The 22854-nt window shown below is 36.1% G+C and carries 20 protein-coding genes; 12 read left to right on the forward strand and 8 right to left on the reverse strand.

All coding sequences use genetic code 11. The features are described from left to right. The first annotated feature begins 170 nt into the window (after positions 1–170). The 3 genes from ACFOWM_RS09220 to ACFOWM_RS09230 all read left to right on the forward strand — a co-directional run bounded on the left by ACFOWM_RS09220 (position 171) and on the right by ACFOWM_RS09230 (position 7232). Positions 171–4457, forward strand: coding sequence for a choice-of-anchor I family protein (locus tag ACFOWM_RS09220; protein WP_379709125.1), 4287 nt, complete (start codon positions 171–173; stop codon positions 4455–4457). 171 nt (positions 4458–4628) lie between these two features. After that, positions 4629–6752, forward strand: a complete 2124-nt coding sequence (locus tag ACFOWM_RS09225) for a prolyl oligopeptidase family serine peptidase (protein WP_379709127.1) — start codon at positions 4629–4631, stop codon at positions 6750–6752. Positions 6753–6773: 21 nt separating this feature from the next. Continuing rightward, complete coding sequence (locus ACFOWM_RS09230) at positions 6774–7232, forward strand: VOC family protein (RefSeq protein ID WP_379709129.1); 459 nt, start codon at positions 6774–6776, stop codon at positions 7230–7232. 5 nt (positions 7233–7237) lie between these two features. On the opposite strand, the gene ACFOWM_RS09235 is transcribed toward ACFOWM_RS09230, so the two are convergent. Continuing rightward, positions 7238–8086, reverse strand: a complete 849-nt coding sequence (locus tag ACFOWM_RS09235; RefSeq protein WP_379709131.1) for an alpha/beta hydrolase — start codon at positions 8084–8086, stop codon at positions 7238–7240. A gap of 66 nt (positions 8087–8152) precedes the next feature. Between ACFOWM_RS09235 and ACFOWM_RS09240 the strand changes: the two genes are divergently transcribed. After that, the gene (locus tag ACFOWM_RS09240) at positions 8153–8566 is read left to right on the forward strand and encodes a hypothetical protein (RefSeq protein ID WP_379709133.1); all 414 of its coding nucleotides are present in this window, start codon (positions 8153–8155) and stop codon (positions 8564–8566) included. On the opposite strand, the gene ACFOWM_RS09245 is transcribed toward ACFOWM_RS09240, so the two are convergent. Beyond that, positions 8567–10783: a B12-binding domain-containing radical SAM protein gene (locus ACFOWM_RS09245; RefSeq protein WP_379709135.1), complete on the reverse strand. Its 2217-nt coding sequence runs from the start codon at positions 10781–10783 to the stop codon at positions 8567–8569. 101 nt (positions 10784–10884) lie between these two features. Here ACFOWM_RS09245 and ACFOWM_RS09250 point away from each other — a divergent pair, with 101 nt between their 5' ends. The 3 genes from ACFOWM_RS09250 to ACFOWM_RS09260 all read left to right on the forward strand — a co-directional run bounded on the left by ACFOWM_RS09250 (position 10885) and on the right by ACFOWM_RS09260 (position 12324). Continuing rightward, positions 10885–11385 (forward strand): hypothetical protein, encoded by a 501-nt coding sequence (locus ACFOWM_RS09250; RefSeq protein ID WP_379709137.1) that lies wholly within the window; start codon positions 10885–10887, stop codon positions 11383–11385. 113 nt (positions 11386–11498) lie between these two features. Further along, entirely contained in the window at positions 11499–11993 is a 495-nt protein-coding gene (locus tag ACFOWM_RS09255; RefSeq protein ID WP_379709139.1) for a SixA phosphatase family protein, read from the forward strand. Positions 11994–12090: 97 nt separating this feature from the next. Further along, positions 12091–12324: a hypothetical protein gene (locus tag ACFOWM_RS09260; protein ID WP_379709141.1), complete on the forward strand. Its 234-nt coding sequence runs from the start codon at positions 12091–12093 to the stop codon at positions 12322–12324. On the opposite strand, the gene ACFOWM_RS09265 is transcribed toward ACFOWM_RS09260, so the two are convergent. From ACFOWM_RS09265 to ACFOWM_RS09290, 6 genes are read right to left on the reverse strand one after another with little or no spacing between them, the layout of a single operon-like run. After that, on the reverse strand, positions 12321–13289 hold the full coding sequence (locus tag ACFOWM_RS09265) for a hypothetical protein (protein ID WP_379709143.1): 969 nt from the start codon (positions 13287–13289) through the stop codon (positions 12321–12323). The genes ACFOWM_RS09260 and ACFOWM_RS09265 overlap by 4 nt on opposite strands. Before the next feature lie 11 nt (positions 13290–13300). Beyond that, positions 13301–14026: a class I SAM-dependent methyltransferase gene (locus ACFOWM_RS09270; RefSeq protein ID WP_379709145.1), complete on the reverse strand. Its 726-nt coding sequence runs from the start codon at positions 14024–14026 to the stop codon at positions 13301–13303. Beyond that, a complete protein-coding gene (locus ACFOWM_RS09275; protein WP_379709147.1) occupies positions 14019–15290 on the reverse strand; it encodes a glycosyltransferase family 4 protein in 1272 nt (423 codons plus the stop codon). The genes ACFOWM_RS09270 and ACFOWM_RS09275 overlap by 8 nt, the downstream gene beginning before the upstream one ends. A gap of 20 nt (positions 15291–15310) precedes the next feature. Next, on the reverse strand, positions 15311–16213 hold the full coding sequence (gene meaB, locus ACFOWM_RS09280; protein WP_379709149.1) for a methylmalonyl Co-A mutase-associated GTPase MeaB: 903 nt from the start codon (positions 16211–16213) through the stop codon (positions 15311–15313). A gap of 43 nt (positions 16214–16256) precedes the next feature. After that, on the reverse strand, positions 16257–17318 hold the full coding sequence (locus ACFOWM_RS09285) for a glycosyltransferase family 4 protein (protein WP_379709151.1): 1062 nt from the start codon (positions 17316–17318) through the stop codon (positions 16257–16259). 16 nt (positions 17319–17334) lie between these two features. Continuing rightward, the gene (locus ACFOWM_RS09290; RefSeq protein ID WP_379709153.1) at positions 17335–18354 is read right to left on the reverse strand and encodes a glycosyltransferase family 9 protein; all 1020 of its coding nucleotides are present in this window, start codon (positions 18352–18354) and stop codon (positions 17335–17337) included. A 119-nt stretch (positions 18355–18473) separates the two neighbouring features. Here ACFOWM_RS09290 and ACFOWM_RS09295 point away from each other — a divergent pair, with 119 nt between their 5' ends. The 5 genes from ACFOWM_RS09295 (at position 18474) to ACFOWM_RS09315 (ending at position 22854) form a co-directional block, all read left to right on the forward strand. Continuing rightward, entirely contained in the window at positions 18474–19109 is a 636-nt protein-coding gene (locus tag ACFOWM_RS09295) for an LON peptidase substrate-binding domain-containing protein (RefSeq protein WP_379709155.1), read from the forward strand. A gap of 74 nt (positions 19110–19183) precedes the next feature. After that, positions 19184–19915 carry a type III pantothenate kinase gene (locus tag ACFOWM_RS09300; protein WP_379709157.1) on the forward strand — a complete coding sequence of 244 codons (732 nt, stop codon included), beginning with the start codon at positions 19184–19186 and terminating at the stop codon, positions 19913–19915. Next, positions 19881–21239, forward strand: a complete 1359-nt coding sequence (locus ACFOWM_RS09305; RefSeq protein ID WP_379709159.1) for a hypothetical protein — start codon at positions 19881–19883, stop codon at positions 21237–21239. Before ACFOWM_RS09300 ends, ACFOWM_RS09305 begins: the two co-directional genes overlap by 35 nt. A 14-nt stretch (positions 21240–21253) precedes the next feature. After that, positions 21254–21835: an LPS export ABC transporter periplasmic protein LptC gene (lptC, locus tag ACFOWM_RS09310; RefSeq protein ID WP_379709161.1), complete on the forward strand. Its 582-nt coding sequence runs from the start codon at positions 21254–21256 to the stop codon at positions 21833–21835. A 35-nt stretch (positions 21836–21870) separates the two neighbouring features. Then, entirely contained in the window at positions 21871–22854 is a 984-nt protein-coding gene (locus ACFOWM_RS09315) for a potassium channel beta subunit family protein (protein WP_379709163.1), read from the forward strand.

Consider the following 22854-nt stretch of genomic DNA (forward strand, 5'->3'; position numbering starts at 1 on the left):
TTTTCAATCAATTAATCAATACATCTTATGATATTTTTTGGTTTATGTAAACACACCATCAATTTTTTAATAATAAATCTTCACCAAATTGTTATCAAATTGTAACAGTGCCATTTCGCATGAGGTATCTAATAATTTTGACTTCCATCAGTCAAAAATTAATTCATTACATGAAAAAATTGTACCATCTCATTGCTTTAGTAGCGGTGTTTATTACTGTTTTAAACCAAGCCACTCAAGCACAAAATTTTACGCCGGGCAATATTGCTTTTTTACAAGCAGAAGCATCCGCTAACAACACAACAGCAAAATTGGTTGTTATTAATACCAATAATGCTGCACAAACTGAAGCCACTGCCGCATCTGTTATAAATATTGATGGAACGGGTGCCAATGCCCTCAGAATATCGAGCAGTGCCACATCAACAGGGTATGTGAGCTTAAGTAATGATAGAACCATACTCACTTTTACAGGTGCCAATAACACGAATACTACTGCTAATGTAAACACCCTTAACCCAAGGGCTGTTGCAAATGTTACATCAACTGGAGCTTTTAGTTTAGCAACTACTTATACAGGTACCTCTGGCAACCAAACAAGAAGTGCTACAACCCTTAATAACAGCAATTGGTTTATTGCCGACCAAGGCGGTTTGTATACAAATAGTACCACAGCCCCTAACCCAGTTGGTAATTTCAGGGCTATTAAAAGTTTTGGAGGTACTGTTTATGTAGCCTCTAGCAGTTCCACAGCAACAGTTATACAGGTAAATACCATTGCTTCGCCAACTGGCGCTACCGCAACTGGTTTACCGGGCTTAACCAATAACGCAAATTTGCAAGATTTTTACTTGGTTTCATCTGGCTCAAATGGAACCAATTTTGATATTTTATACAGCATTTCTGCAACATCCAACACGGCTGGTACTATTGCAAAGTATTCATTAGTAAACGGCAACTGGGTAAGTAATGGTACTTACACTACTACTTTTGGTGGATTTGGTTTAGCTGCTGAAAAAAGTGGTGCTGGTGCTAATATATATGTATCAACAGGTCAAGGTGCATTAACAGCCAACAGCATTATTAAATTGAATGATGTTGCAGGTTACAATACAACCATATCCATAACCACCGCCAATAACGTTACTTTATATACAGCACCAACTGGTAAAATTGTAAAAGGACTCGATTTTGTGCCAGTGGCTCCAATTTTACCAACCGTTACACTATCAGTTAGTACTAATACGGCTGCAGAAGCTGATGCAACGGTTGTTACAGTTACCGCAACAACATCAGCCCCCGTAACTAGCAACCAAACCGTTACCTTGGGCGTAACGGGCACTAATATTACGGCAGGTGATTATAATCTGAGCAACACAACTATCACCATACCCAATGGCGCTACCACAGGAACCGTAACTTTTACCGTTGTTGATGACGCCGTTGTGGAGGGTACAGAAACAGCTACTTTAACCATAAGTGCACCATCAAGTGGTATTGCTTTAGGCACCACCACCACTCAAAATCTTACTATTACTGATAATGATGTAGCGGCTAACCCAACAGTAAATTTGTCGGTAAGCACCAATACAGCTTCGGAAGAAAACGCTACCATTGTTACGGTAACTGCTACAGCATCAGCCCCAGTAGTGGGTAACCAAACCGTAACCTTAGGTGTTTCAGGCACCGGCATCACATCGGCAGATTATATTTTATCAAACAGCACCATCACCATTCCAAACGGTGCTACTACAGGTAACGTAACATTCACCATTAAAAACGATGCTATTATTGAAGGAAATGAAACGGCTGTGTTAACAATTAGTAACCCATCAGCTGGTATCACATTAGGTACCACCGCTACGCAAAATGTTATTATTACAGATTTTGTTTGTCAGCCCCTTGTGTTACGTGCTACAGCAACAAGTATAAATGGTGCAGAAATATCAACGTACGATGCCGCTACGAAAAGAATATTTACAGTGGCTGGTCCTGCTTTAGAGTATTACACTTTGAGTAATACGGCTCAATTATCAACACCCACTAATATACCATTTGGTTTTACACCACCAGCTGGCACCAATGCAGTACCCAATTCCATCAGTGTAAAAAATGGTGTAGTGGCGGTTAGTTTTGCCATAGTTGATGCTACTAGCAATGCCCAACAATTAGGCAGGGTGGCCTTTTACAACGCTGCAACTGCAACTTATATTACTGATGTTACGGTGGGTTATTTGCCAGATATGTTGGTGTTTACCAATGACGGTACAAAAATTTTAACCGCTAATGAAGGCGAACCTAATAGCTATGGACAAGGTAATTCATTTGACCCTGAAGGTTCTGTATCTATAATTGATATTAGTGCAGGTGTAAACAACGCAACAGTTACAACTGCTGGGTTTACTGGCTTTAATGGACAAATAGCTGCATTAAGAGCTGCTGGAGTAAGAATTTTTGGTCCGGGTGCTACCGTAGCGCAAGATGTTGAGCCAGAGTACATCAGCTTTTCAACAGATGGAACTACTGCATTTATTACTTTGCAAGAAAATAATGCTGTGGCTACTTTAAATATTGCTACCGCTACCATCACCAATATTTATCCGTTAGGATTAAAAAATCACAGCATTGCTGGTAATGGTTTAGATGTAAGTGACCAAGATGGGGGTACTATTAATATTCAAAATTGGCCTGTAATGGGCATGTATCAACCAGATGCTATTGCTAGTTTTAATGTAGGGGGCACCAATTATTTTATTACAGCTAACGAAGGTGATTCAAGGGCTTACACAGGCTTTAGTGAAGAGGTACGTGTGGGTGCAGCTGGCTATGTGTTAGATGCTGCTACGTTCCCTACAGCTACTACGTTAAAACAAAATGCCAATGTAGGTAGATTACAAGTTACCAATGCAACTGGCGATACTGATACCGATGGTGATTTTGATCAAATTCAAGTTTTTGGGGCCCGTTCATTTAGTATTTGGACCAACACTTTCACACAAGTATTTGATAGCGGCGATCAATTAGAACAAATTACAAAAGCACAAAATCCAGCGTCATTCAACTCTGATGGTACTAGTGCTTCGTTTGATACAAGAAGTGATAACAAAGGTCCTGAGCCAGAAGGTGTAACCACAGGTATGGTAAACGGTGTATTGTATGCCTTTATAGGTAGCGAAAGAACAGGTGATGTATTTGTATACGACATCAGCAACCCCTTAGCACCAGTATTTAAACAATACATTGATAACCCTGCTGATGTAGCGGTAGAAGGTATTTTATTTGTACCTGCTGCAGAAAGCGCCACAGGTAAGGCGTTGTTAATAGTAAGTGCAGAAAACAGCAAAACAGTATCAGTATATGAATTTGTGCAAGATGCTGCAACACTAGCTATAGGTGGTACTACTATTACTACTACACAATCGGCTACAACAACTTACACAGGTTGTACAGGTGTGGTTGTAACAGTAGCTCAAGCAGGCGGTAATGCCATTGCAGGTTCAGTAACCAGTAAAGTATATGTTGATGCAACAGTACAAAGCAATAATACCATACCATATGTACAACGCCATTATGAAATAACCCCAGCAACCAACGCTACTTCAGCAACAGGTAGGGTTACTTTATATTTTACCCAACAAGAGTTTGATGCATTTAATGCAGCACCCAATAGTACGCTTGATTTACCTACCAATGCCAATGATGTAGCTGGTAAAGCCAATTTATTGGTCGTAAAATATCCGGGTGTTAGTGCTGATGGAACTGGTAACCAAACAAGCTATACAGGTACACCTGAAACTATTGACCCAGCAGATGTTGATATTGTGTATAATAGCTTAGCTGCAAGGTGGGAAGTAAGTTTTGATGTGACAGGTTTTAGCGGCTTTTTCATACAAACCAATGCAGTAGTATTGCCTGTAACTTTACTAGATTTTACAGCAGTAGCTGCAAAAAATGATGCCCTTGTACAATGGAAGGTTACCAACGAAATTAACCAAGCAACGTACGAAGTACAATACAGTTCTAACGGATACCAATTTATTACAATTGGAAGCTTAACCGCTACGAATAGTACCGCTGTTACAACGTACAATTTTACGCATATCAATGCTGCTAATAATGGTACAAAATTGTATTATAGATTAAAAATGGTGAGCAACAACGGCGCTATCACTTTCAGCAATATTGTATTGGTAAGGTTTGGCGAAAATGGCAAAGGTATTACGGATGTGTTCCCTAACCCAACAACGGGCTTAGTAACGGTGGTGGCAGCAAACAATAACACCGCAAACATGCAAATTACTTGGATGGATGCAACCGGTAGTATTTTGAAAAAACAACCAGCCAATAAAACAGGTACTACAGTATTAAATATTACTTCATTCGCCCCGGGTATTTATTGGTTAAAAGCCACTACTACAGATGGTGTACAGCAAGTATTTAAAATCATAAAGCAATAAACTATCAACATACCTTTTACAAAAAGCCGCTCCATAAGGGGCGGCTTTTTTGGGCTTCAACCGCATACATTTTTAACTGCATTAATTAAATGTAATAATGTTGGCAAAATTGCCACATCCATAATATCTTTATGCTGCTACGCTACAATTTATAAAAGCAAAAGGCAGTATATGAAACATATTATTTCTTTAATGGCAGTTACTACTATTATGATGCAAAACGCTTCAGCACAATTGGTGTACCCTGTTACACCAAAAACCAACCAAACCGATGTATATTTTAACACCAAGGTTGATGATCCTTATCGTTGGTTAGAAGATGATAAAAGTGAAGCCACTAAAAATTGGGTGATTGCACAAAATGAAGTAACGTTTGGGTATTTAAATAAGATACCCTATCGCCAAACATTTAAAGCGGCCTTAGAAAAAGTATTCAATTATCCTAAATATTCAGCACCCTTTAAAAAAGGCGATTACTATTATTTTTATAAAAACAATGGGTTACAAAACCAATCAGTACTGTACCGCCAAAAAGGGTTGAAAGGAGCTGTTGAAATGGTGATTGACCCTAACACACTCAGTAAAGATGGTACTACTCGTTTAACCGCTTTTTCATTAAATAAAAAAGGCACTTATGCCGTAATGGGTTTAAGTGAAGGCGGTAGCGATTGGCAAACGTATAAGGTGAGAGATATGCAAACGGGTAAGGACTTAGCGGATCAATTGAATTGGGTAAAAATTAGTGGTATTGCATGGAAGGGCGATGGTTTTTACTATAGCAGGTACCCTGCGCCAGCAAATGGGGCTAGCGCCTTGAGTGTAAAAAACGAGAACCACCAAGTTTGGTTTCATAAAGTTGGTACAGCACAATCTGCCGATGTATTAGTGTATGAAGATGCAGCAAACCCTCAGCGTTTTCATACGGCTAGCACTAGTAGCGATGAGCAATACCTTTACCTTACTGTAAGCGATAGAGGCAAAGGCTTTGATGGCAATGCATTGTTTGTAATGGATTTAAACACTCCAACAGCTTCTTTTAAACCAATTGTAAAAGAGGTGAGCAATTTTAGTTATAACGTAGTACACCATACCGCAACGCATTTTATTATTCAAACCAATGCCAATGCACCAAATAAAAAAGTAATTGCCGTGGCTATCAACAATCTTGATATTACAAAAGCTACTACCCTTATACCAGAACAAGCAGCTACCTTATTAAGGGCAAGTACAGGTGGCGGTAAAATTTTTGCTGATTATTTGGAAGATGTAGCCACTAAAACTTATGTATATAATTACGAAGGAAAAAAGTTAGGCAACATCACTTACCCGGCATTAGGCAATGGCGGTGGTTTGGGCGGCGATGAAAAAGACAAAACCCTGTTTTATGTTTTTAGCTCATTTACCATCCCTCCTACTATTTATCAATATGATATAGCAACCGGAAAAAGCACTGTATTTCGTAAACCCGAAGTAGCATTTAACCCTGCTGCTTATGAAACCAAACAAGTGTTTTATACCAGTAAAGATGGTACTAAAATACCGATGTACATCATCAGTAAAAAAGGTATTAAAAAAGATGGTAATAATGTAACACTATTATACGGATACGGCGGCTTTAACATCAACTTAGAGCCCGGCTTTAGCGCCACTTTATTACCGTTTTTAGATGCAGGTGGTGTATACGCTCAAGCTAATTTAAGAGGCGGTGGTGAGTACGGCGAAAAATGGCATAAGGCAGGTATGTTGCTCAATAAACAAAATGTGTTTGATGATTTTATTGCGGCAGGAGAATATTTAATAAAAGAAAAATATACTTCTAACAGTAAATTGGCATTAAGAGGTGGTAGTAATGGTGGGTTATTAGTGGGTGCTGTCATAAACCAGCGACCAGATTTGGCTCGTGTGGCCATACCACAAGTGGGTGTAATGGATATGTTACGTTTTCATAAATTCACCATCGGGTGGAACTGGATTGCCGATTACGGTAGCAGCGAACAAGATGAAGCTAATTTTAAAAACCTATATGCGTACTCTCCTTTGCACAACATCAGCAATACCAAAGCGTATCCATCAACCTTGGTTACAACGGCAGATCATGATGATAGGGTAGTGCCAGCACATTCATTTAAGTACATTGCTACGTTACAAGAAATGTATAAAGGTAACAACCCGGTGCTCATTAGAATAGATACGAATAGTGGTCATGGTGCTAGTAATACACAAAAAAATATTGAAACCTTGGCTGATATTTATTCGTTTATTTTTAGCGAAATGGGTGTAAAACCTACTTTGTAAATTTTTAAAAAGATGCAATTAATGCGTTATTTATTATTATTCATTTTTGTAGGAAGCTTATCGTTAAAAGCAACAGCACAAGCCAATAAAAACATACAGTTTACATTTAACCATGTTTCATTATCGGTAAAAGATGTAAATGCGGCAGCTGAATTTTATAGTGAAGTGTTGAATTTACAAGAAATTGTAAACCGTACAAAAATAGACGGTGTTCGTTGGTTTTCATTGAATGAAGAGAAGGAGTTGCACCTCATCGCTATTATTAAAACACCCATAACAATTAATAAAGCAGTACATTTTGCATTAACAACGCCTGATTTTGATGCTTTTATTGAAAGGTTACAACAACTAAAGGTGGCTTATGGCGATTGGCCGGGTACACCTAACAAAATTACCATTAGGGCTGATGGTATTAAACAAATTTACTTTCAAGACCCCGATGGTTATTGGATTGAATTAAATAGTGTGGCTGTTAAATAACAACATTATCGTAATAAAAACTGAATGGATGCCTGCACAATCACTTTCATTGGTGCAGGCATTTCTGTACCAAGCCAAGGGTGTTTTCTCCCAAACACATGGTCGCTTTCCACTATACAAAGCGCTGCCGTTGGTTGGCATTGTTGTAACGTGTATGCATTGCTGATGTTTACACTAGTATCGTTGCTGCCATGGCATATGAGTATAGGTATTTGTAAAGATGTTATGGCGTTTTTTATGTTAAGCAGTTGTTGGTGTTGTTCGTAATCTTCGTATAACTGATAGTACAAAGGCATTTGTTGTTGGGTGCGTTGGTTGTTGTAATAGGCCACACCTGTTGTTTTCCAATCAGCCATTTGCTGTGTACTCCAACTGCCCCATGGTGTTTTGCACTCACTAATGCTTGCCCATGTTATGAGTTTTTTTATACGCTTATCTGTAGCTGCATATAAAATGGCCAAACCACCTCCCATGCTATGCCCTATTAAATAAAACTGTTGCAAATTTATTTGTAGCAAAGCTGGGTTATCGTTGGTGTGCAACCAATTTACAACTGTTGATAAATCGTTCAACTGTTTGGTATAGTTGTTATTTCCAAAAGCTTCCAAATCAACAAATTCGGTAGGCTGTGAAAGGCTTGTACCATTGTGTGAAAAATTAAATTTTACAAACACAAAACCAGCAGCAGCAAATTGTTCTGCAACAATATCCATATTACCCCAATCTTTAAAGCCATTAAAACCATGTGCATATACCACCATTGGTTTTTTGTTGGTGCATGGTTGTAAACAAATATCTACACCAAAAATTTTATTATTGGCTGATGTTAAGGGTATGTTTTTGATGTGTTGCATAGGTTTAAAATTATCACTTTAATCTTACTAATAAAAGTGTATATTTAAATACCAATTCATGATAATATGAAAAAGTTAAACATCTTTATTGTATTGATGTGTTGCACCACATTAGTAACGGCACAAAGCAATAAAGTATTACAACAAGGCTTGATAGTTGACTTTAAAGTAAACGTTATTAGCCAACCTAATTACCCAGATAGTACCACATCAACTGCTCGAATTAGTATGCAGTTAACCGTTGTGCCTAAAAGGCCAGGAAGTATTAGAGCAATTAATATTGAGTTTGTGAAAGATGCTGACACCTACCCTCCTGTTGTTTATAAATCGCCTGCCGCCTATGTAACCAAACCTATGAGCCAATATCAACCGTTATTAGATTTATTGAAAATGAAATTAGCAAAAGATTATGTTGGCCAGCCTATTGGTTTTCAATTAAGTACAAATGGTGTTTATAATAACATATTAACGATAGATTAGTTACACTTGCAATAAGCCTGATTGGTACAGTGTATTCATGGGTTTATTATCCCAAAACAATTCAAAGTTTTCAAGGCCCTGTTGTTCATAATTGTTCATAACATCTTGCAGGGTTAACAATGGTTGATCGCCTATTTGCAGTAGCGGTAACAATTGTAACAACCAATCAGCCTGCTCTTTTAATATTTGTATTTTTTGAATATGGCGTTTGTTGTAAAAATGCAAGGTGGCCATTTCACGGCTGTACCCTTTTTTAGATTGGGTGAAATAACTAACTGTAGGTATGTTACCTAAAAAAATGATTTTACTGTTTGGTTTTAATGTATTGATTTCAGGTTCATTCAATGCATCTTCAATAAAAGTAGAACTTACTTTCGGTTTAGGTATTTTAAAATCGAACCATTTTTGTAGGGGTTCGTCAATGCCTATATGGTGCATATAATTGAACAACGATTTTTTTAAACCGAAACCAAAACTATCGTGGTCGCAACCTGTTTCATCTTCATACTCAACATCATTATTAGCAAAACTACCAGGTTGCTCATTTAAAATTTTAATATGGTATTTGCTTGGGTTTAAACCAACAGGGCTGTGTGCTGTTAAAGCAAAGCGGTGCCAAAAGGCTGATTGTAATACATTGGTAGCAAATAGTTGTCGAACCATTTCAAGCGAATCAATCGTTTCTTGCTCAGTTTGAGTAGGAAAACCATACATTAAATAAGCATGAACTAAAATACCGGCTTCTGTAAAATGCCTATTAACCTTTGCCACTTGTGCCACTGTAATACCTTTATCAATTAGCTGTAACAGTCTATCGCTAGCAACCTCTAACCCACCACTCACAGCTATACAACCTGCTGTGCTCAGCAATACGCATAAGTCACGGGTAAAGCTTTTTTCAAACCGTACGTTGGTCCACCAGGTTACCACCATTTTTCGATTAATAATTTCAATAGCTAGGGCCCTCATTAAAGCTGGTGGTGCAGCTTCATCAACAAAGTGAAAACCATTTTGGCCTGTTTGCTGCATAATGGTTTCCATTCTATCGCACAAAATACCAGCAGCAACGGGCTCGTATAATTTAATATAATCAAGCGATACATCGCAAAAGGTACATTTGCCCCAATAGCAACCATGGGCCATGGTTAATTTATTCCATCGGCCATCGCTCCACATGCGGTGCATTGGGTTTACAACTTCAATGGCTGAAATATATTCAGACAGTAATAAGTCGCTGTAATCTGGCGTACCTACGGCCCCTTGTTTATAATCTTTTACATGGGTATTGTTGATATAGGTAACTTGACCATCTTGTAATAAAAAAGTACGCTTTAGTTCATCAACCGTTTTATTTTTTGTTACAAATGCGTACAAATTTTCTAAAGGTGCTTCGCCATCATCTAACGTAATAAAATCATAAAATTCAAATACCCTCACATCAGTAACCGACCGCAACTCTGTATTGGCAAAGCCGCCACCCATGGCCACTTTAATGTGTGGAAAATGTTTTTTAATGTATTGACCACAACGCAATGATGTATATAAGTTGCCCGGAAAAGGTACTGAAATAGCTACCATTATTGGGTTTACTGTTTGTAAACGCTGCTCTAAAATTTCAATTAATAAAGTATCAACAAAAGTATAAGGTTGTTGAAGTGCCTCGTACAATTCATCGAAAGTATTGGCAGAGCGTCCTAAGCGTTCGGCATATCGGCTAAAGCCAAAATTTTCATCAACCGTATCTTTTATAAGGTCAGATAAATCTTCCAAATACATCGTCGCAATAAACTTGGCCCTATCTTGAATACCCATATTGCCAAAGGCTTTTTCCAAATCATCAGCATGTTGAAACCTGCTGGCTTCGGGTAAAAAATTGCGTTTACAAATGGCATGGGCAAGGGTTGGGTCTTTATCTTGCAAAAAAGCAATAACAGCATCAATAGTGTTGATGTAATGCGCTTTGAGTTGTATAATGTGTTGCACATTATAACTATACGTAATGCTTTTTTGTTCAATATGATTAAAAACCGCTGTAATACCTTTTTTAGAAAACAATGCCAATGTAACCTCAATACCCAAATCGCTTTGGAAACTGCTAATACCCTTTGTGTTTAAAAACCCTTTAATATAGGCTGTTGCAGGGTAAGGCGTATTGAGCTGTGTAAATGGGGGCGTTATGAGGTAAATTGCTGCGATGTGACGTTGTTTTAACTGCAAAAATAAGTGCCATTTTTGTAATAAGCTATTTTGCTATTGTTTATAGCCGGTATTGGTAATTAAAGACTTAATAACTTGTATATTGCTGTAAAATTATATTTATGCGATTACTCGTTTCATTGTTATTGTTGGGTTGTATTTATTTTACAAGCTGCTCTACCGCAGGTGAAGCCAAAGATTATAATGACCACCTCATAGCTACGCAAACAAAAATTTTACCGATGGTTACTAAAACGGATGTAGCCATACGTGAACATATCATCAATAATCAAATGGATAGTGTAGCAACAGCAGCCGCTGCAATGATGCAAGTTATTAATACTGAAATGATTGCATTGCAAAATGAAAAAGTACCTTCATTGGTAGGTGCTGAAGATTATAAAAAAGCATTTGTTGAGTATTTTAAATACCTGAAAAACATTTATACCTCATATAAAATGTGGGGCAAAGCTACTACAGAAGCGGCTAGGACAGAGGCTTTTACGCTAATTGAAAAATATGAAAACCAAGAAGATGATTATTTAAGGTACATGCAAAAAACACAAAAGATTTTTGCAGAAAAACACCATTTAAAAGTAAGTTCAAGCGTATACAACTTTTAATAATTGCCAGTATAGTTTTTTATGAATGGTATATTTTAATAGCAAAATTTTGAAGGGTTACACTTCAAAAGAGTTATTTTTGCTACGATCCGCTACCTATAAAAAATTATATTTTGAAAAAAATTATCATTGTTCGACATGCAAAGAGCAGTTGGTTATTAACCAATGCTTCTGATTTTGACAGGCCCCTTAATGAAAGAGGTAAAAATGATGCACCATTAATGGCGGCAAAGTTACAAGCTGCACAAATTCATGTTGATGCACTCATTACAAGCACTGCCTTAAGGGCCAAAACTACTTGCGAAATTTTTGCTTCAACACTTGGTATAGCAGCCGAACAAATACAGTATAAAGATGTACTATACCATGCACCGGCCGAAGTATTTTTTGAAGTGATTAATGGTTTAGATGATACCTACGGTACAGTAGCAATTTTTGCTCACAACCCTGGTATTACCGAGTTTGTGAATAGCCTTTGTAATGATGTGTTTGTTGATAATATGCCTACTTGCGGCATGTTTGCAGTAGCTGCAGATATTACGAGTTGGAGTGCGTTTGAAAATGCCACTAAAAAATTGTTGTTTTTTAAATATCCTAAAGAAGCATAAATATTTACCATATTAGGTAACTTATTAGTAGTAAAGCTTTTAATTTTATAACATAGGAGCGATTACTTTATTAAAACAGGTTCGCTATTTTATACACATGAAAAAGTATTTGATATTATTGGCGGTTTTATTGTTTGCCATGTATATAGATGCGGCGGCACAATGCTCTATGTGTACCAAAACAGCCCAACAATTAGGTGAAAAGCCTGCTCAGGGCCTTAACTCAGGTATTTTATATTTAATGTTTACCCCTTTTTTGATAGTAGGTTTTATAGCGTATCGTTGGTGGAAAAACAGGGATGTGCAGTATGATGATGCAGCAACCGACTAATTTTTTTTAAACCATTTTTTGTATTTTCTTTTAAAGAAGTTTTGCTCTCTAACCGCTGTTTTTGGCGCAATAATACCAAAATATGGTTTTACGTTTTTAAAATCTTCCCCATAGTTTATATTTGATTTGTTTACATAAAATTGAAACAAATCGTAAGTGGCAGGGTATTTTTCAAAAGTAATATCAGGCGCATATTTAGATAATAAATGCGGAGTTGATTCAGCATAACCACTGAAATGAAAAAATGTTAATGGTATATTCTCATTAATATAAAACACATCATTTTTTTTAGAAATGCCTCTTTCTGCTATATTCCAATAAGCTACATTATAACCCAAATCGGTGAATGGGGCATAATCTTTAAAAAATATTGGTACAAGGTTTAGCCATAACTGATCAACAAATAATCCAATATGTGGTTTACAATAACAATGGTGTATCAATCGAATTTTCCACCAATCTAAAAACTCAATTACTGAAGGATTATTTTTAATTGCAAAAAAGCCAGCATTAAAAAGCCCTGCGCCTAAAAATTGTGTTTCGAAAACATTTTTATCAAGCGAATTACTGTAGGTTACTTTATGCGGTGTAAGTAAAATAGAGAAATGATCAAGTTTTTGTAAAACATTTTGTAATGTATTAAAAACTAATATATCACAATCGAAATATAATAATTTCTCACAATTGGTATAATTAGAAATGATATACTGGGCAGCAAAGGGTTTTAAGGCGCAACTTAGTTCAAAAATATTGTAACGTTTGTTCATGTCTTCTAGTTCCGGCAACCAAATATCATCAACCCCAATTACATCAAACTTTTCAAAAATTGAAGAATTTTTTATCTCATATTTATCAAGTAGAAAAATTACAAATTTGATATTACTGTTATAGGCTATTATAGAATCGCCTAATGCTTTTGCATAATGTAAATAATTGGCTGAGCAAACGGTGTAACTAATATTCATAAATATTTAAATTATAATTTTTGAGCGGTACCATATAATCCACTCGTAATGGTGTGTTGTTTAAATGAATGATCTGGAATATCAATTTTAACTAAATAACGAATTATTCTTTTTGCAATTTTTGTGACCATCTTTTTTTTGAAGCCAGTAAATTTATTTTCTGTAATCCAAAGGCCAATCATTTGGGCTAAACTTGCATGCCAACCACCAAGTGAACGTATTTCTATATTCTTAAAACCAGCCTTTTCTAAATGTTTTTTTAATGAAAAAGGGGTATATCTATAAGCATCATATGGTACTTCGTGTAAAGGCCAAATAAATGGCACTGTAAAAAAGAATTGTCCATTTGGTTTAAGTACTCTATAAATTTCATTTAAAGTTTGATCTGGTTCAAAAGAATGCTCAAGTACTTCTGTAGCCATTACTACATCGATAGTATGCTCTTGCAAAGGAATAGTTACAGCGTCCCAATGTAAATCTGCAATATCAGTTTTGTGGATGGTGCTAGTAGCTAAATCTAAACCAATATATTTAGATACTTGCTTATTTTCGTTTAATATAAGTTCTCTGTAAGGCATTATACCACAACCAACATCAAGTAATATACCTTTAAAAAAAGGCATTTGTTCTTTAATGGCTTTTAAAATACTTGTTCTTGGTAAATACACATCTAATGTTGCATTAGTTAACCTAATATTTGTGAAATAGGTATCAATGTTTTTTTCTCTATCATTCATTGGTCAGTTCCATTTTATTAGCGTTTATAACATAATCAATAAGTTCATTGTAGGTGTTTAATACATGGTCCCATGTAAAATTGTTCATTACGTAATTGTAGCCATTCAACCCTTTTTGTGTATTATCAACATTGGCCATCACATCATTAAGGGCTTTATAAAAACTGTTTTTATCTTCAAACAACCATCCGCCGTTGCTGAGTTCAATATGATCTTTCAACACATCGCAAAGTTGGTTAGCCATTACAGGTACTTTGCAAGCAAAACTTTCTAAAACAACTAAAGAAAGGCTCTCATGTTTTGAAGGAATAATTAATGCTTCTGCATGTTTTATTAATTGTTCTTTTTCTTCATCACTTACAAAGCCGACGTATTTTATATTGGGGTGGTTTACGGCATCCATCATATTTTTACCAGCCAGTACCAGTGTTACCGCATTACCTGTATCCTTTAAATAATCAGTAAAATAAGAGAGCATTTCACCGCAGCCTTTAGCGGTATCAATACGGCCTACATATACAATGTATTTGCCATTAATGCCAAATTTTTCAATAACGGTATTATCTTTAACATCGCTTACAGGGTCCACACCAACAGAGGCAACGGCTTGTTTTATATGATCAATTTTAAACAACCCTTGCGAAAATTTTTGCTCTGATGCTGTTAAAAACAATAGCGATTTTGGTGCAGCCATTGTTTTTTGAAATATTGGGAAATACGCAGGTTGTTCATCATGCATCGTAGGTATAAAAATACTCTTATGAGGTACGGTTAATAAACCAGCCGCTGTTGGGTAATACAAATATGTAATAAAAATAAAAGCATCATAAGTATTTTCATTTTCTTTTATATATTGTACTAAACCATAGGTGGTTGGGCCTTGATGTTCAAGCCATTGAATGCCATATTTATCATGATATTCAGCGGTTGGAAATAGTTTGAGATACCATTTTGGCCTCCCCAAAAAACGATAAAATTTTTGGTATAAATGCCTACCTCTATAACTTCTTTTAAGATGGTGTATTTTTTTTTCACTGGCTTTGGGTTTATGATTAAACCTTTTTATTGTAACACCATTTTCTATTGTTGTACCCTCGGGCAATTCAGGTTTCCAAGTATGATAATCTAAAGCACGGCTGGTGAGGATAGTAACATCATAAGTTTCTATTAATTTTTCAGCTATCATTCTTGCAAACACTTCGGCCCCCCCATTTACATTTTTTCCATACCGTTGTACTGTTATAGCTATTTTTCTTTTACGCATTAATTTGAAAGGGGATTGAGTTATTTAAAATTTTCAAGGTATTTGTATAAATTGAATTGATGTTGGGTTATCATAAAGCCGATATTGGTTTGTAGTTGTTTAACATCAACATCTTTCATTCGTTTTTTTACAATGAGTTGGTATGCTTTTTCTGCATACAATCGTTGTTTATTTATGGTGTTGTTGGGTAAAGTTTGCTGTTGTAAAATGGCATTGTACAGCGCATCAACACCTTCGTTTTTTGACGCAGCCGTTTTAATGATAGCTACTTCGTTGGTTTTATTTGAAAAGGAAGGTGCTAACATATTTTTTAAAAACTTTACAAAAGTATCTGCACCACTACGGTCGCATTTGTTTACCACAAAAATATCAGCAATTTCCATTAATCCAGCTTTCATGGTTTGTATTTCATCGCCACCTTCTGGCACTAATACAACAATGGTGGTATCTGCTAAACCAGTAATTTCAATTTCATTTTGTCCTACACCAATAGTTTCAATAATAACCACATCAAAAGGAGCTGCTTTAAGCACATCGGTGATTTCAATTACTTTAGGGCTTAAACCACCTAACGCACCTTTACCTGCTAACGAACGTATGTATACTTGTGGCGTATTGTACCATCTACTCATGCGTATACGGTCGCCTAAAATAGCGCCGTGGTGAAAGGGCGATGATGGATCAATACAAAGTATAGCTACTTTTTTACCTGCGGCAATATAGCGTTCAATTAATTGATCCGTAAGGGTGCTTTTACCGGCACCTGGTGGCCCGGTAATACCTATTACGGGTGTGGTATTATTGGGTAAAGATGCTAGCATGGTTTCATAATCTGCTGCCTCGTTTTCAACCAACGATATACATCTTGCCAATGCTTTGACATCTCCTGCTAAGGCCTGTTGTAAAATGGGGTTATGTATCAACGCTACAAATAAATTGAAACAGCAAGGTAAAAAAATTATGCTACTAATATAAACTTCTGTACACTTCTAAGTATTTTTTTGCTGCTTCTTCCCAACTAAATTGAGTAGCTCTTTCCATAATTTTTTGTGGGGCTGTTGGGTCGTTGTTGTATGCAGAAAGTGCTTGTTGGTAATCGGCTTGCATTTGTTGTGGCTCAAACGAGTTAAAATAATAAGCTACATCGCCACCAATTTCGGGTAAAGCGGTAAGTGTTGATAAAATTACAGGCACGCCAAAATACATGGCTTCAATTACGGGCAAACCAAAACCCTCGGCAATAGAAGGAAAAACAAATGCTTCACAATGCTGCATGTACCATTGTTTATCATTTTCGCTGATGGGGCCTAAAAAAACCACTTGGTTTTCAACACCAAATTTTTGAGCCTCTTCAATAATCAATTGTTTATAGGCTTCATTATCAACTACACCGGCTATGTATAATTTTTTTTGCGTATTGGCTACCAAACAAGGTAACACATGAAAATTCTTTTTTGAATTGATGGTGCCTAGAGTGAAAATAAAAGGCTGTTCCGCTACAATAGCTGGAGGTTGTGGAGTATTTATTTTTGAAAAATTACAACCATTGTGAATAACGGTTATGGGTGTATTGCCCACATTTAAATGTTTGTGTATATCATGTAATGTAAATGCCGAAATAGCAATAATATGATCCGCTCTGTAAATGCGCTTTTGAATTTTTGCTAACTCTTTTTTTATTTTGGCAGGCGATACATTGTTTTCATGTACCACATTTAAATCGTGAATGGTAAAAACCACTTTCGATTTTTTTCGGAAAGGGAAATAATTGGTTGCTTGGTAGGTAGTATGCCACACATCGGTATCTTTTACGGGCATGTAAAATTTATCGAGAGAGTGTTGCACAATATATTGAGCATCGTTACCAAAATAAAGGGTACTACAATTGCGAACGTAATAACTGAGGCTTTCTTTTTCTTTATCAATTAATGCTGCTAATGCATTGCCTAAGTGCAAGCAATAGTAATAAAGCCCCGTATGTGGATACTTCATTCGTTCACAGTCAATAACTAATTTCCTTTTCTTCATCCTTCAATTATAAAACCTAATTATACGATATAGTTTTTTTTGAAGCTACATCATCTAACAAAGCTTTTAGTGATTGTGGTGCTATAGCATTCATACAGCTACAAGCATTTTTTGTGTTACTACAATCGGTACAATTTTTATCTAAAACAAAAACATGTACATTTTTTCCTAATGGTGCCCACCTGCCTGGGTGTATTGGTTTTAATGGTGGGTATAACCCCAACGCATGTATACCCAATGCTGCACCCATGTGTATAGGGCCTGTGGCATTGGCAACAATAGCATCGCAACTTTTAATAAAGCTTATAAATTGCCCAAGCGGCATATTTACTGTAATGGTTTGTACAGGCTTATTAACTTTATCAATTATTTGTTGAATGTATGGTCGCTCTTTCTCTACACCTGATAAGAAAATATTGTACCGTTTTTCATCTAAAATGTTAATCAATTCAATAAAATGCGTAATAGGCCACTCTCTTGAGCTACCTTGTGATTTTGGATGAATAATTACATTGAAACGATTGGTATCAATAGTTTTGGTAAATATTTCTTCTAATTTTTCTAGACAATTTAAACCAAATAAATGCTGCAACGCTTCGGTAGAATATGACTTTTTAATACCTAGTGGCGCCAACAATTTTATATTAAGTTGTGCCTCATGTAAGGCTGATTTTTTGCGGCTTAAAGCCACTAATTTATTACAAGTAAACCAATGGTACCACCTGCTACTAGTGCCTATACGAATTGGTATATTGAGTTGCTTGGCTCTTTTTGCAACTTGTTTATTGGTTCGAACATGAACAATTACAGCTGGTTTTTGATTATTTATGCGTACATCTTTCGCAAAAAAATCGTTTTCATCAATAAATTCATCAACAAATGAGCAAGCTAATACTAGGGCTTTGGTGTATGCTTTGCCTAATATAGCTACTTTAATTTGAGGGAAATGTTGCTTTATTACAGCAGCCATAGGTAAGGTTAAAACCATATCACCAATGCCATCATTTCGTGTTAAAATTATATTAGCTGGTTGCAAGTGCATTTTTGTTAAATGAGCCGCAAAATAACATTTTATACCATCTATTGTAAAAAAATAATCGAATAATAATCATATCAGCAACAATATGATTGTACTACCTTTACTTTTTTGACTATATGACAAATTTTATTCCGCTTTTTCCCCTGCCTTTAGTGGTATTTCCGGGAGAAGATTTGAACCTACACATTTTTGAACCAAGGTATAAACAACTCATAACGGATTGTTATGCCGCAAAAAAGCCATTTGGTATACCTAGTGTAATCAACAATGAGGTAATGGAATTGGGTACCCTTGTAGAAATTGTAGAAATATCAAAAGTGTATGATAATGGCGAAATGGATATTAAAACAAAAGCAACGGTAGTATTCAAAATATTAGAACAAATACAGGAATTGCCACATAAGTTGTACCACGGCGCTATTGTTACATACCCTACAACAAAATATTTGGGTAGTGCACCACTTATGAAAAAAATTTTGCAAAGCATAAGAGAGCTACACAGCTTAATAAACGTACATAAAGATTTTAAAAAGCCTGACGAGTCACTATTAAGTTTTGACGTAGCACACCATGCAGGTATGACGATAGAAGAAGAATACCAATTGCTCGGTTATGATGAAGAGTTGCACCGGCAAGAATATATTAAACGCCATTTGGTAAAAGTATTAGGGGTAATGTCACAAATGGATTTGTTACGTACCAAAGTGCAATTAAACGGTCATTTTAAAAACTTAGAAGGCTTTAAATTTTAAATGATTATAACGAAAGATTCTTCTAAAACTCTTGTAAATCCAACAATTAACCATTAACTGCACAATAAAGTTTCATGAAAACAATTTGTTTTGATTTTGGCAATACCCGTTTAAAGGCTGGCATTTTTGAGCATGATGTATTTGTTGAAGAAATCGTGTTGGTTGATGATGCTGTTGAAACAATTACTGCCCTAATAGCACAACATCAGCCCCAAAAAACCATTTTATCATCTGTTATCAACCACAACACTGCTATAGAAGCTGTATTGGCGCAACATAGTTTATTTCACAAATTATCAGTAGCAACACTCATTAACTTCACCACACCCGTGGGGAAACCAGCCACCATTGGTGCTGATAGATTGGCTTTAATGGCAGCAGCGGCACACTTTTTTCCTCATAAAAACAATTTAATTATAGGGTTAGGCAGTTGTATTACTTATAATTTTTTAAACCAATACCATCAATTTTTGGGAGGTGGTATATCGCCAGGTATGGATATGCGGTTTAAAGCTATGCATGATTATACTGCTTTACTGCCCTTAGAAACAGCCACTTGGAACATTCCGCTTATTGGTTACGATACCGCTACTAATTTACAAAGCGGTGTGTTGAATGGTATGGTTGCTGAAATAGATGGAATAATAGCAAAATATGCCGAAAAATTCAGCAACTTTAACGTGGTTTTAACCGGGGGAAATTCATCGTATTTTGCCGGGCAGCTTAAAACCCGGATATTTGCCGACCACAATTTTTTATTTAAAGGACTGTATGCACTCAGCGAACTTAACAACTGCACCAATTAAACGTTTATTGGTACTACTTTTTGTAACATTTAGTTACACCATAGTAGCGGCTCAAGATAACTCTCCCTACTCAAGGTATGGTTTAGGCGATATTGTACCTGCTCAAAACATAGCATCAAGGGGCATGGGTGGCATTAGCGTTGCTTTTATAGATTCTTCTGGCTTTTTGCCTTATTCACAATCGATCAACTTAACCAACCCTGCAGCTTTAGGTGGCTTAAACACAACGTTGTTTGATATTGGCGGCGAAATAAATATTCGTACGTTGAAGAGCAATAATAGCCCTACAAAATCAACTGCAACCAATACCATTTTTAATTATTTACAATTGGGTTTTCCTATTACACCCAAAAAAATGTTAGCCAAAGGCAATACTTGGAATATCGCATTTGGTTTAAAACCTGTAACGAGGGTAAATTATAAAATTGCGGCTGATACTCGTTTAGTAGGTATTGATAGTGTGAGCACTTTGTTTGAAGGTACAGGTGGTTTAAACCAAGCAAACTTTAGCACAGGTATTAAAATTAAAAACTTCAGTTTTGGTGTTACTACTGGTTACAGTTTTGGTAATAAAAATACTAGTACAAAAAGAGTATTTATTAACGATACAGTAAGCTATCAACAATCAAATACTGAGGCTAGTGCTCGTTACAATGGTTTCTTTTTAACAGTAGGTGCACAATATGGTATTCGCTTACAAAATAAGAATGTGTTACGCTTAGGCGCTACTGCTAATTTGCAGCAAAAGCTTAAAGGTAAAGCTGATAATTTTAGTGAGACTTTTGTATATGATAATGACGGTAATGTTGTACGGGTTGATTCTGTAAAATCAGTACTCAACCAAAGTGGTACTGTAGTGGTGCCAGCTACCTATACAGGCGGTTTTACTTATACAACGCCTCACTGGATTGTTGGTGCAGAAGTTAGCACCAGCCAGTGGGATAATTACAGCTACTTTGGTGCAAAAGATGCCGTGCAAAATAATACCATGTTTAGAGCCGGTGCTCAATATTACCCAGCTACTATAACTACACCCACATCAAAATACTGGAGCTTTGTAAAATACCGTGCAGGTTTTTACTACGGTAACGATTATGTAAATATTGGTACCAACCGTCCTAACTTAGGTGTTACATTTGGTGCAGGTTTACCTTTAACATCTTTCCAAAGATTACGTTTTGGTGATTTTGTAACCTTAAATACGGGTGTTGAAATTGGTCAAAATGGTAATAAACAAAACCAAAGTTTAAGAGAAGGTATTTTTAGACTTAATTTTGGTGTATCAATGACAGCCGCTTGGTTTCAAAAACGTAAATACGAGTAGTACTTTTAATTTTAATGATGCATAACATCTTTACAAAATATACAATAGCAGCGCTTCTAATAGGCTGCTTTTTTTTATATGCTTGCGAAAACGACCCTAAAGAAGTGAATAACTTGGGCAAAAAAGCAACAGGTACAGAAGAAGCCACTTTTATTGAAATAAACTACACGATTGGCGGTAAAGCAAAAGCATTGCTTACTGCGCCATTAATGCTACATGTTGAGGATACAGTTACCTATTATGAATTTCCTAAAACATTGTATGCAGAGTTTTACAACGAATCATCCATTAAAGAAAGTAAACTAACGGCTCTTTATGGTAAGTATAACGATGGCCAAAGCCTTATTTATTTGAGGGATAGTGTGAAGATTATCAATATGCTGAAAGGCGATACTATTTACTGCGATGATTTGTATTGGGATAGAAATAGAACTGGCACAGAATTTTATACTAACAAGAAAGTGCGTATTCGCCAAAAAGATGGTCAGTTTTTGAATGGTACAGGTATGGAAGCAAGCCAAAGTTTTAAAAACTATCACATCATAAATGTAAATGGCGAACTCAACTCCAATGGTGAAGGTATACCGCAGCCATAAAACAATGTTGTAACTTTAATATAAAATATACATATATGGAATACCGTCGTTTAGGCAATGCTGGCTTACAATTGAGTGTGTTATCGTTTGGTAGTTGGGTGAGTTTTAGCAAGCAAATAGATGATAAAGTGGCTGATACTTTAATGGGCTTTGCATATGATAATGGCATTAATTTTTTTGATAATGCTGAAGTATATGCATTGGGTGAAAGTGAAAAAATGATGGGGCGTATTTTAAAAAAGAAAAAATGGGATCGCACCTCATATGTAGTATCATCAAAAGCTTATTTTGGTTGGAGGGGCGATAAAAATAAACCCAACCAAACAGGAAACAGTCGTAAGCATTTAACAGAAGCTTGCAACGAAGCCTTACAACGTTTACAAGTAGATTATTTAGATTTATTTTACTGCCACCGTGCTGATAAAAACACACCCATTGTTGAAACCGTACAAACCATGAACACCTTAATACAACAAGGTAAAATTTTGTATTGGGGTACCAGTGAATGGACGGGTGTTGAAATTATGGAAGCCCATCGTGTTGCTGAAAAATACCATTTAATAGGCCCCACTATGGAGCAACCACAATACAATTTATTTGAACGCCAAAAAGTTGAAGCTGATTACAGCGAAATATATAAAAATGTAGGCTTGGGTACAACCATTTGGAGCCCATTAGCATCAGGCCTTTTAACTGGTAAATACAATGATGGCGTTCCTAAAAATAGCCGACTTGCATTAAAAGGCTTTGAATGGTTAAAAGATAAAGTGTTGCAAGAGGATAGTATAAAAAAAGTGAAAAAAATTGCAGCATTAGCACAAACATTAGGTGTTAGTACCGCAGCGTTGAGTATTGCTTGGTGTATTAAAAATCCACATGTAACCACCGCAATTTTAGGGGCAACCAAAAAACAACAGTTGGTTGAAAATTTAAAAGCTTTAGAAGTGTTGCCTTTATTAACACCAGCTGTAATGGAGCAAATTGAAAAAATTGTTCAAAATAAACCAGCCATTTTATAA

It is taken from the genome of Ferruginibacter yonginensis, assembly GCF_042651465.1.
Lineage (GTDB): Bacteria > Bacteroidota > Bacteroidia > Chitinophagales > Chitinophagaceae > Ferruginibacter > Ferruginibacter yonginensis.

What these genes read in the sequence shown, in the direction of transcription:
- ACFOWM_RS09220 (WP_379709125.1), top strand. Translation starts at nt 171, where the DNA reads ATGAAAAAATTGTACCATCTCATTGCTTTAGTAGCGGTGTTTATTACT.
- ACFOWM_RS09225 (WP_379709127.1), top strand. Translation starts at nt 4,629, where the DNA reads ATGAAACATATTATTTCTTTAATGGCAGTTACTACTATTATGATGCAA.
- ACFOWM_RS09230 (WP_379709129.1), top strand. Translation starts at nt 6,774, where the DNA reads ATGCGTTATTTATTATTATTCATTTTTGTAGGAAGCTTATCGTTAAAA.
- ACFOWM_RS09235 (WP_379709131.1), bottom strand. Translation starts at nt 8,086, where the DNA reads ATGCAACACATCAAAAACATACCCTTAACATCAGCCAATAATAAAATT.
- ACFOWM_RS09240 (WP_379709133.1), top strand. Translation starts at nt 8,153, where the DNA reads ATGAAAAAGTTAAACATCTTTATTGTATTGATGTGTTGCACCACATTA.
- ACFOWM_RS09250 (WP_379709137.1), top strand. Translation starts at nt 10,885, where the DNA reads ATGCGATTACTCGTTTCATTGTTATTGTTGGGTTGTATTTATTTTACA.
- ACFOWM_RS09260 (WP_379709141.1), top strand. Translation starts at nt 12,091, where the DNA reads ATGAAAAAGTATTTGATATTATTGGCGGTTTTATTGTTTGCCATGTAT.
- ACFOWM_RS09265 (WP_379709143.1), bottom strand. Translation starts at nt 13,289, where the DNA reads ATGAATATTAGTTACACCGTTTGCTCAGCCAATTATTTACATTATGCA.
- ACFOWM_RS09270 (WP_379709145.1), bottom strand. Translation starts at nt 14,026, where the DNA reads ATGAATGATAGAGAAAAAAACATTGATACCTATTTCACAAATATTAGG.
- ACFOWM_RS09275 (WP_379709147.1), bottom strand. Translation starts at nt 15,290, where the DNA reads ATGCGTAAAAGAAAAATAGCTATAACAGTACAACGGTATGGAAAAAAT.
- ACFOWM_RS09285 (WP_379709151.1), bottom strand. Translation starts at nt 17,318, where the DNA reads ATGAAGAAAAGGAAATTAGTTATTGACTGTGAACGAATGAAGTATCCA.
- ACFOWM_RS09295 (WP_379709155.1), top strand. Translation starts at nt 18,474, where the DNA reads ATGACAAATTTTATTCCGCTTTTTCCCCTGCCTTTAGTGGTATTTCCG.
- ACFOWM_RS09300 (WP_379709157.1), top strand. Translation starts at nt 19,184, where the DNA reads ATGAAAACAATTTGTTTTGATTTTGGCAATACCCGTTTAAAGGCTGGC.
- ACFOWM_RS09305 (WP_379709159.1), top strand. Translation starts at nt 19,881, where the DNA reads ATGCACTCAGCGAACTTAACAACTGCACCAATTAAACGTTTATTGGTA.
- lptC (WP_379709161.1), top strand. Translation starts at nt 21,254, where the DNA reads ATGATGCATAACATCTTTACAAAATATACAATAGCAGCGCTTCTAATA.
- ACFOWM_RS09315 (WP_379709163.1), top strand. Translation starts at nt 21,871, where the DNA reads ATGGAATACCGTCGTTTAGGCAATGCTGGCTTACAATTGAGTGTGTTA.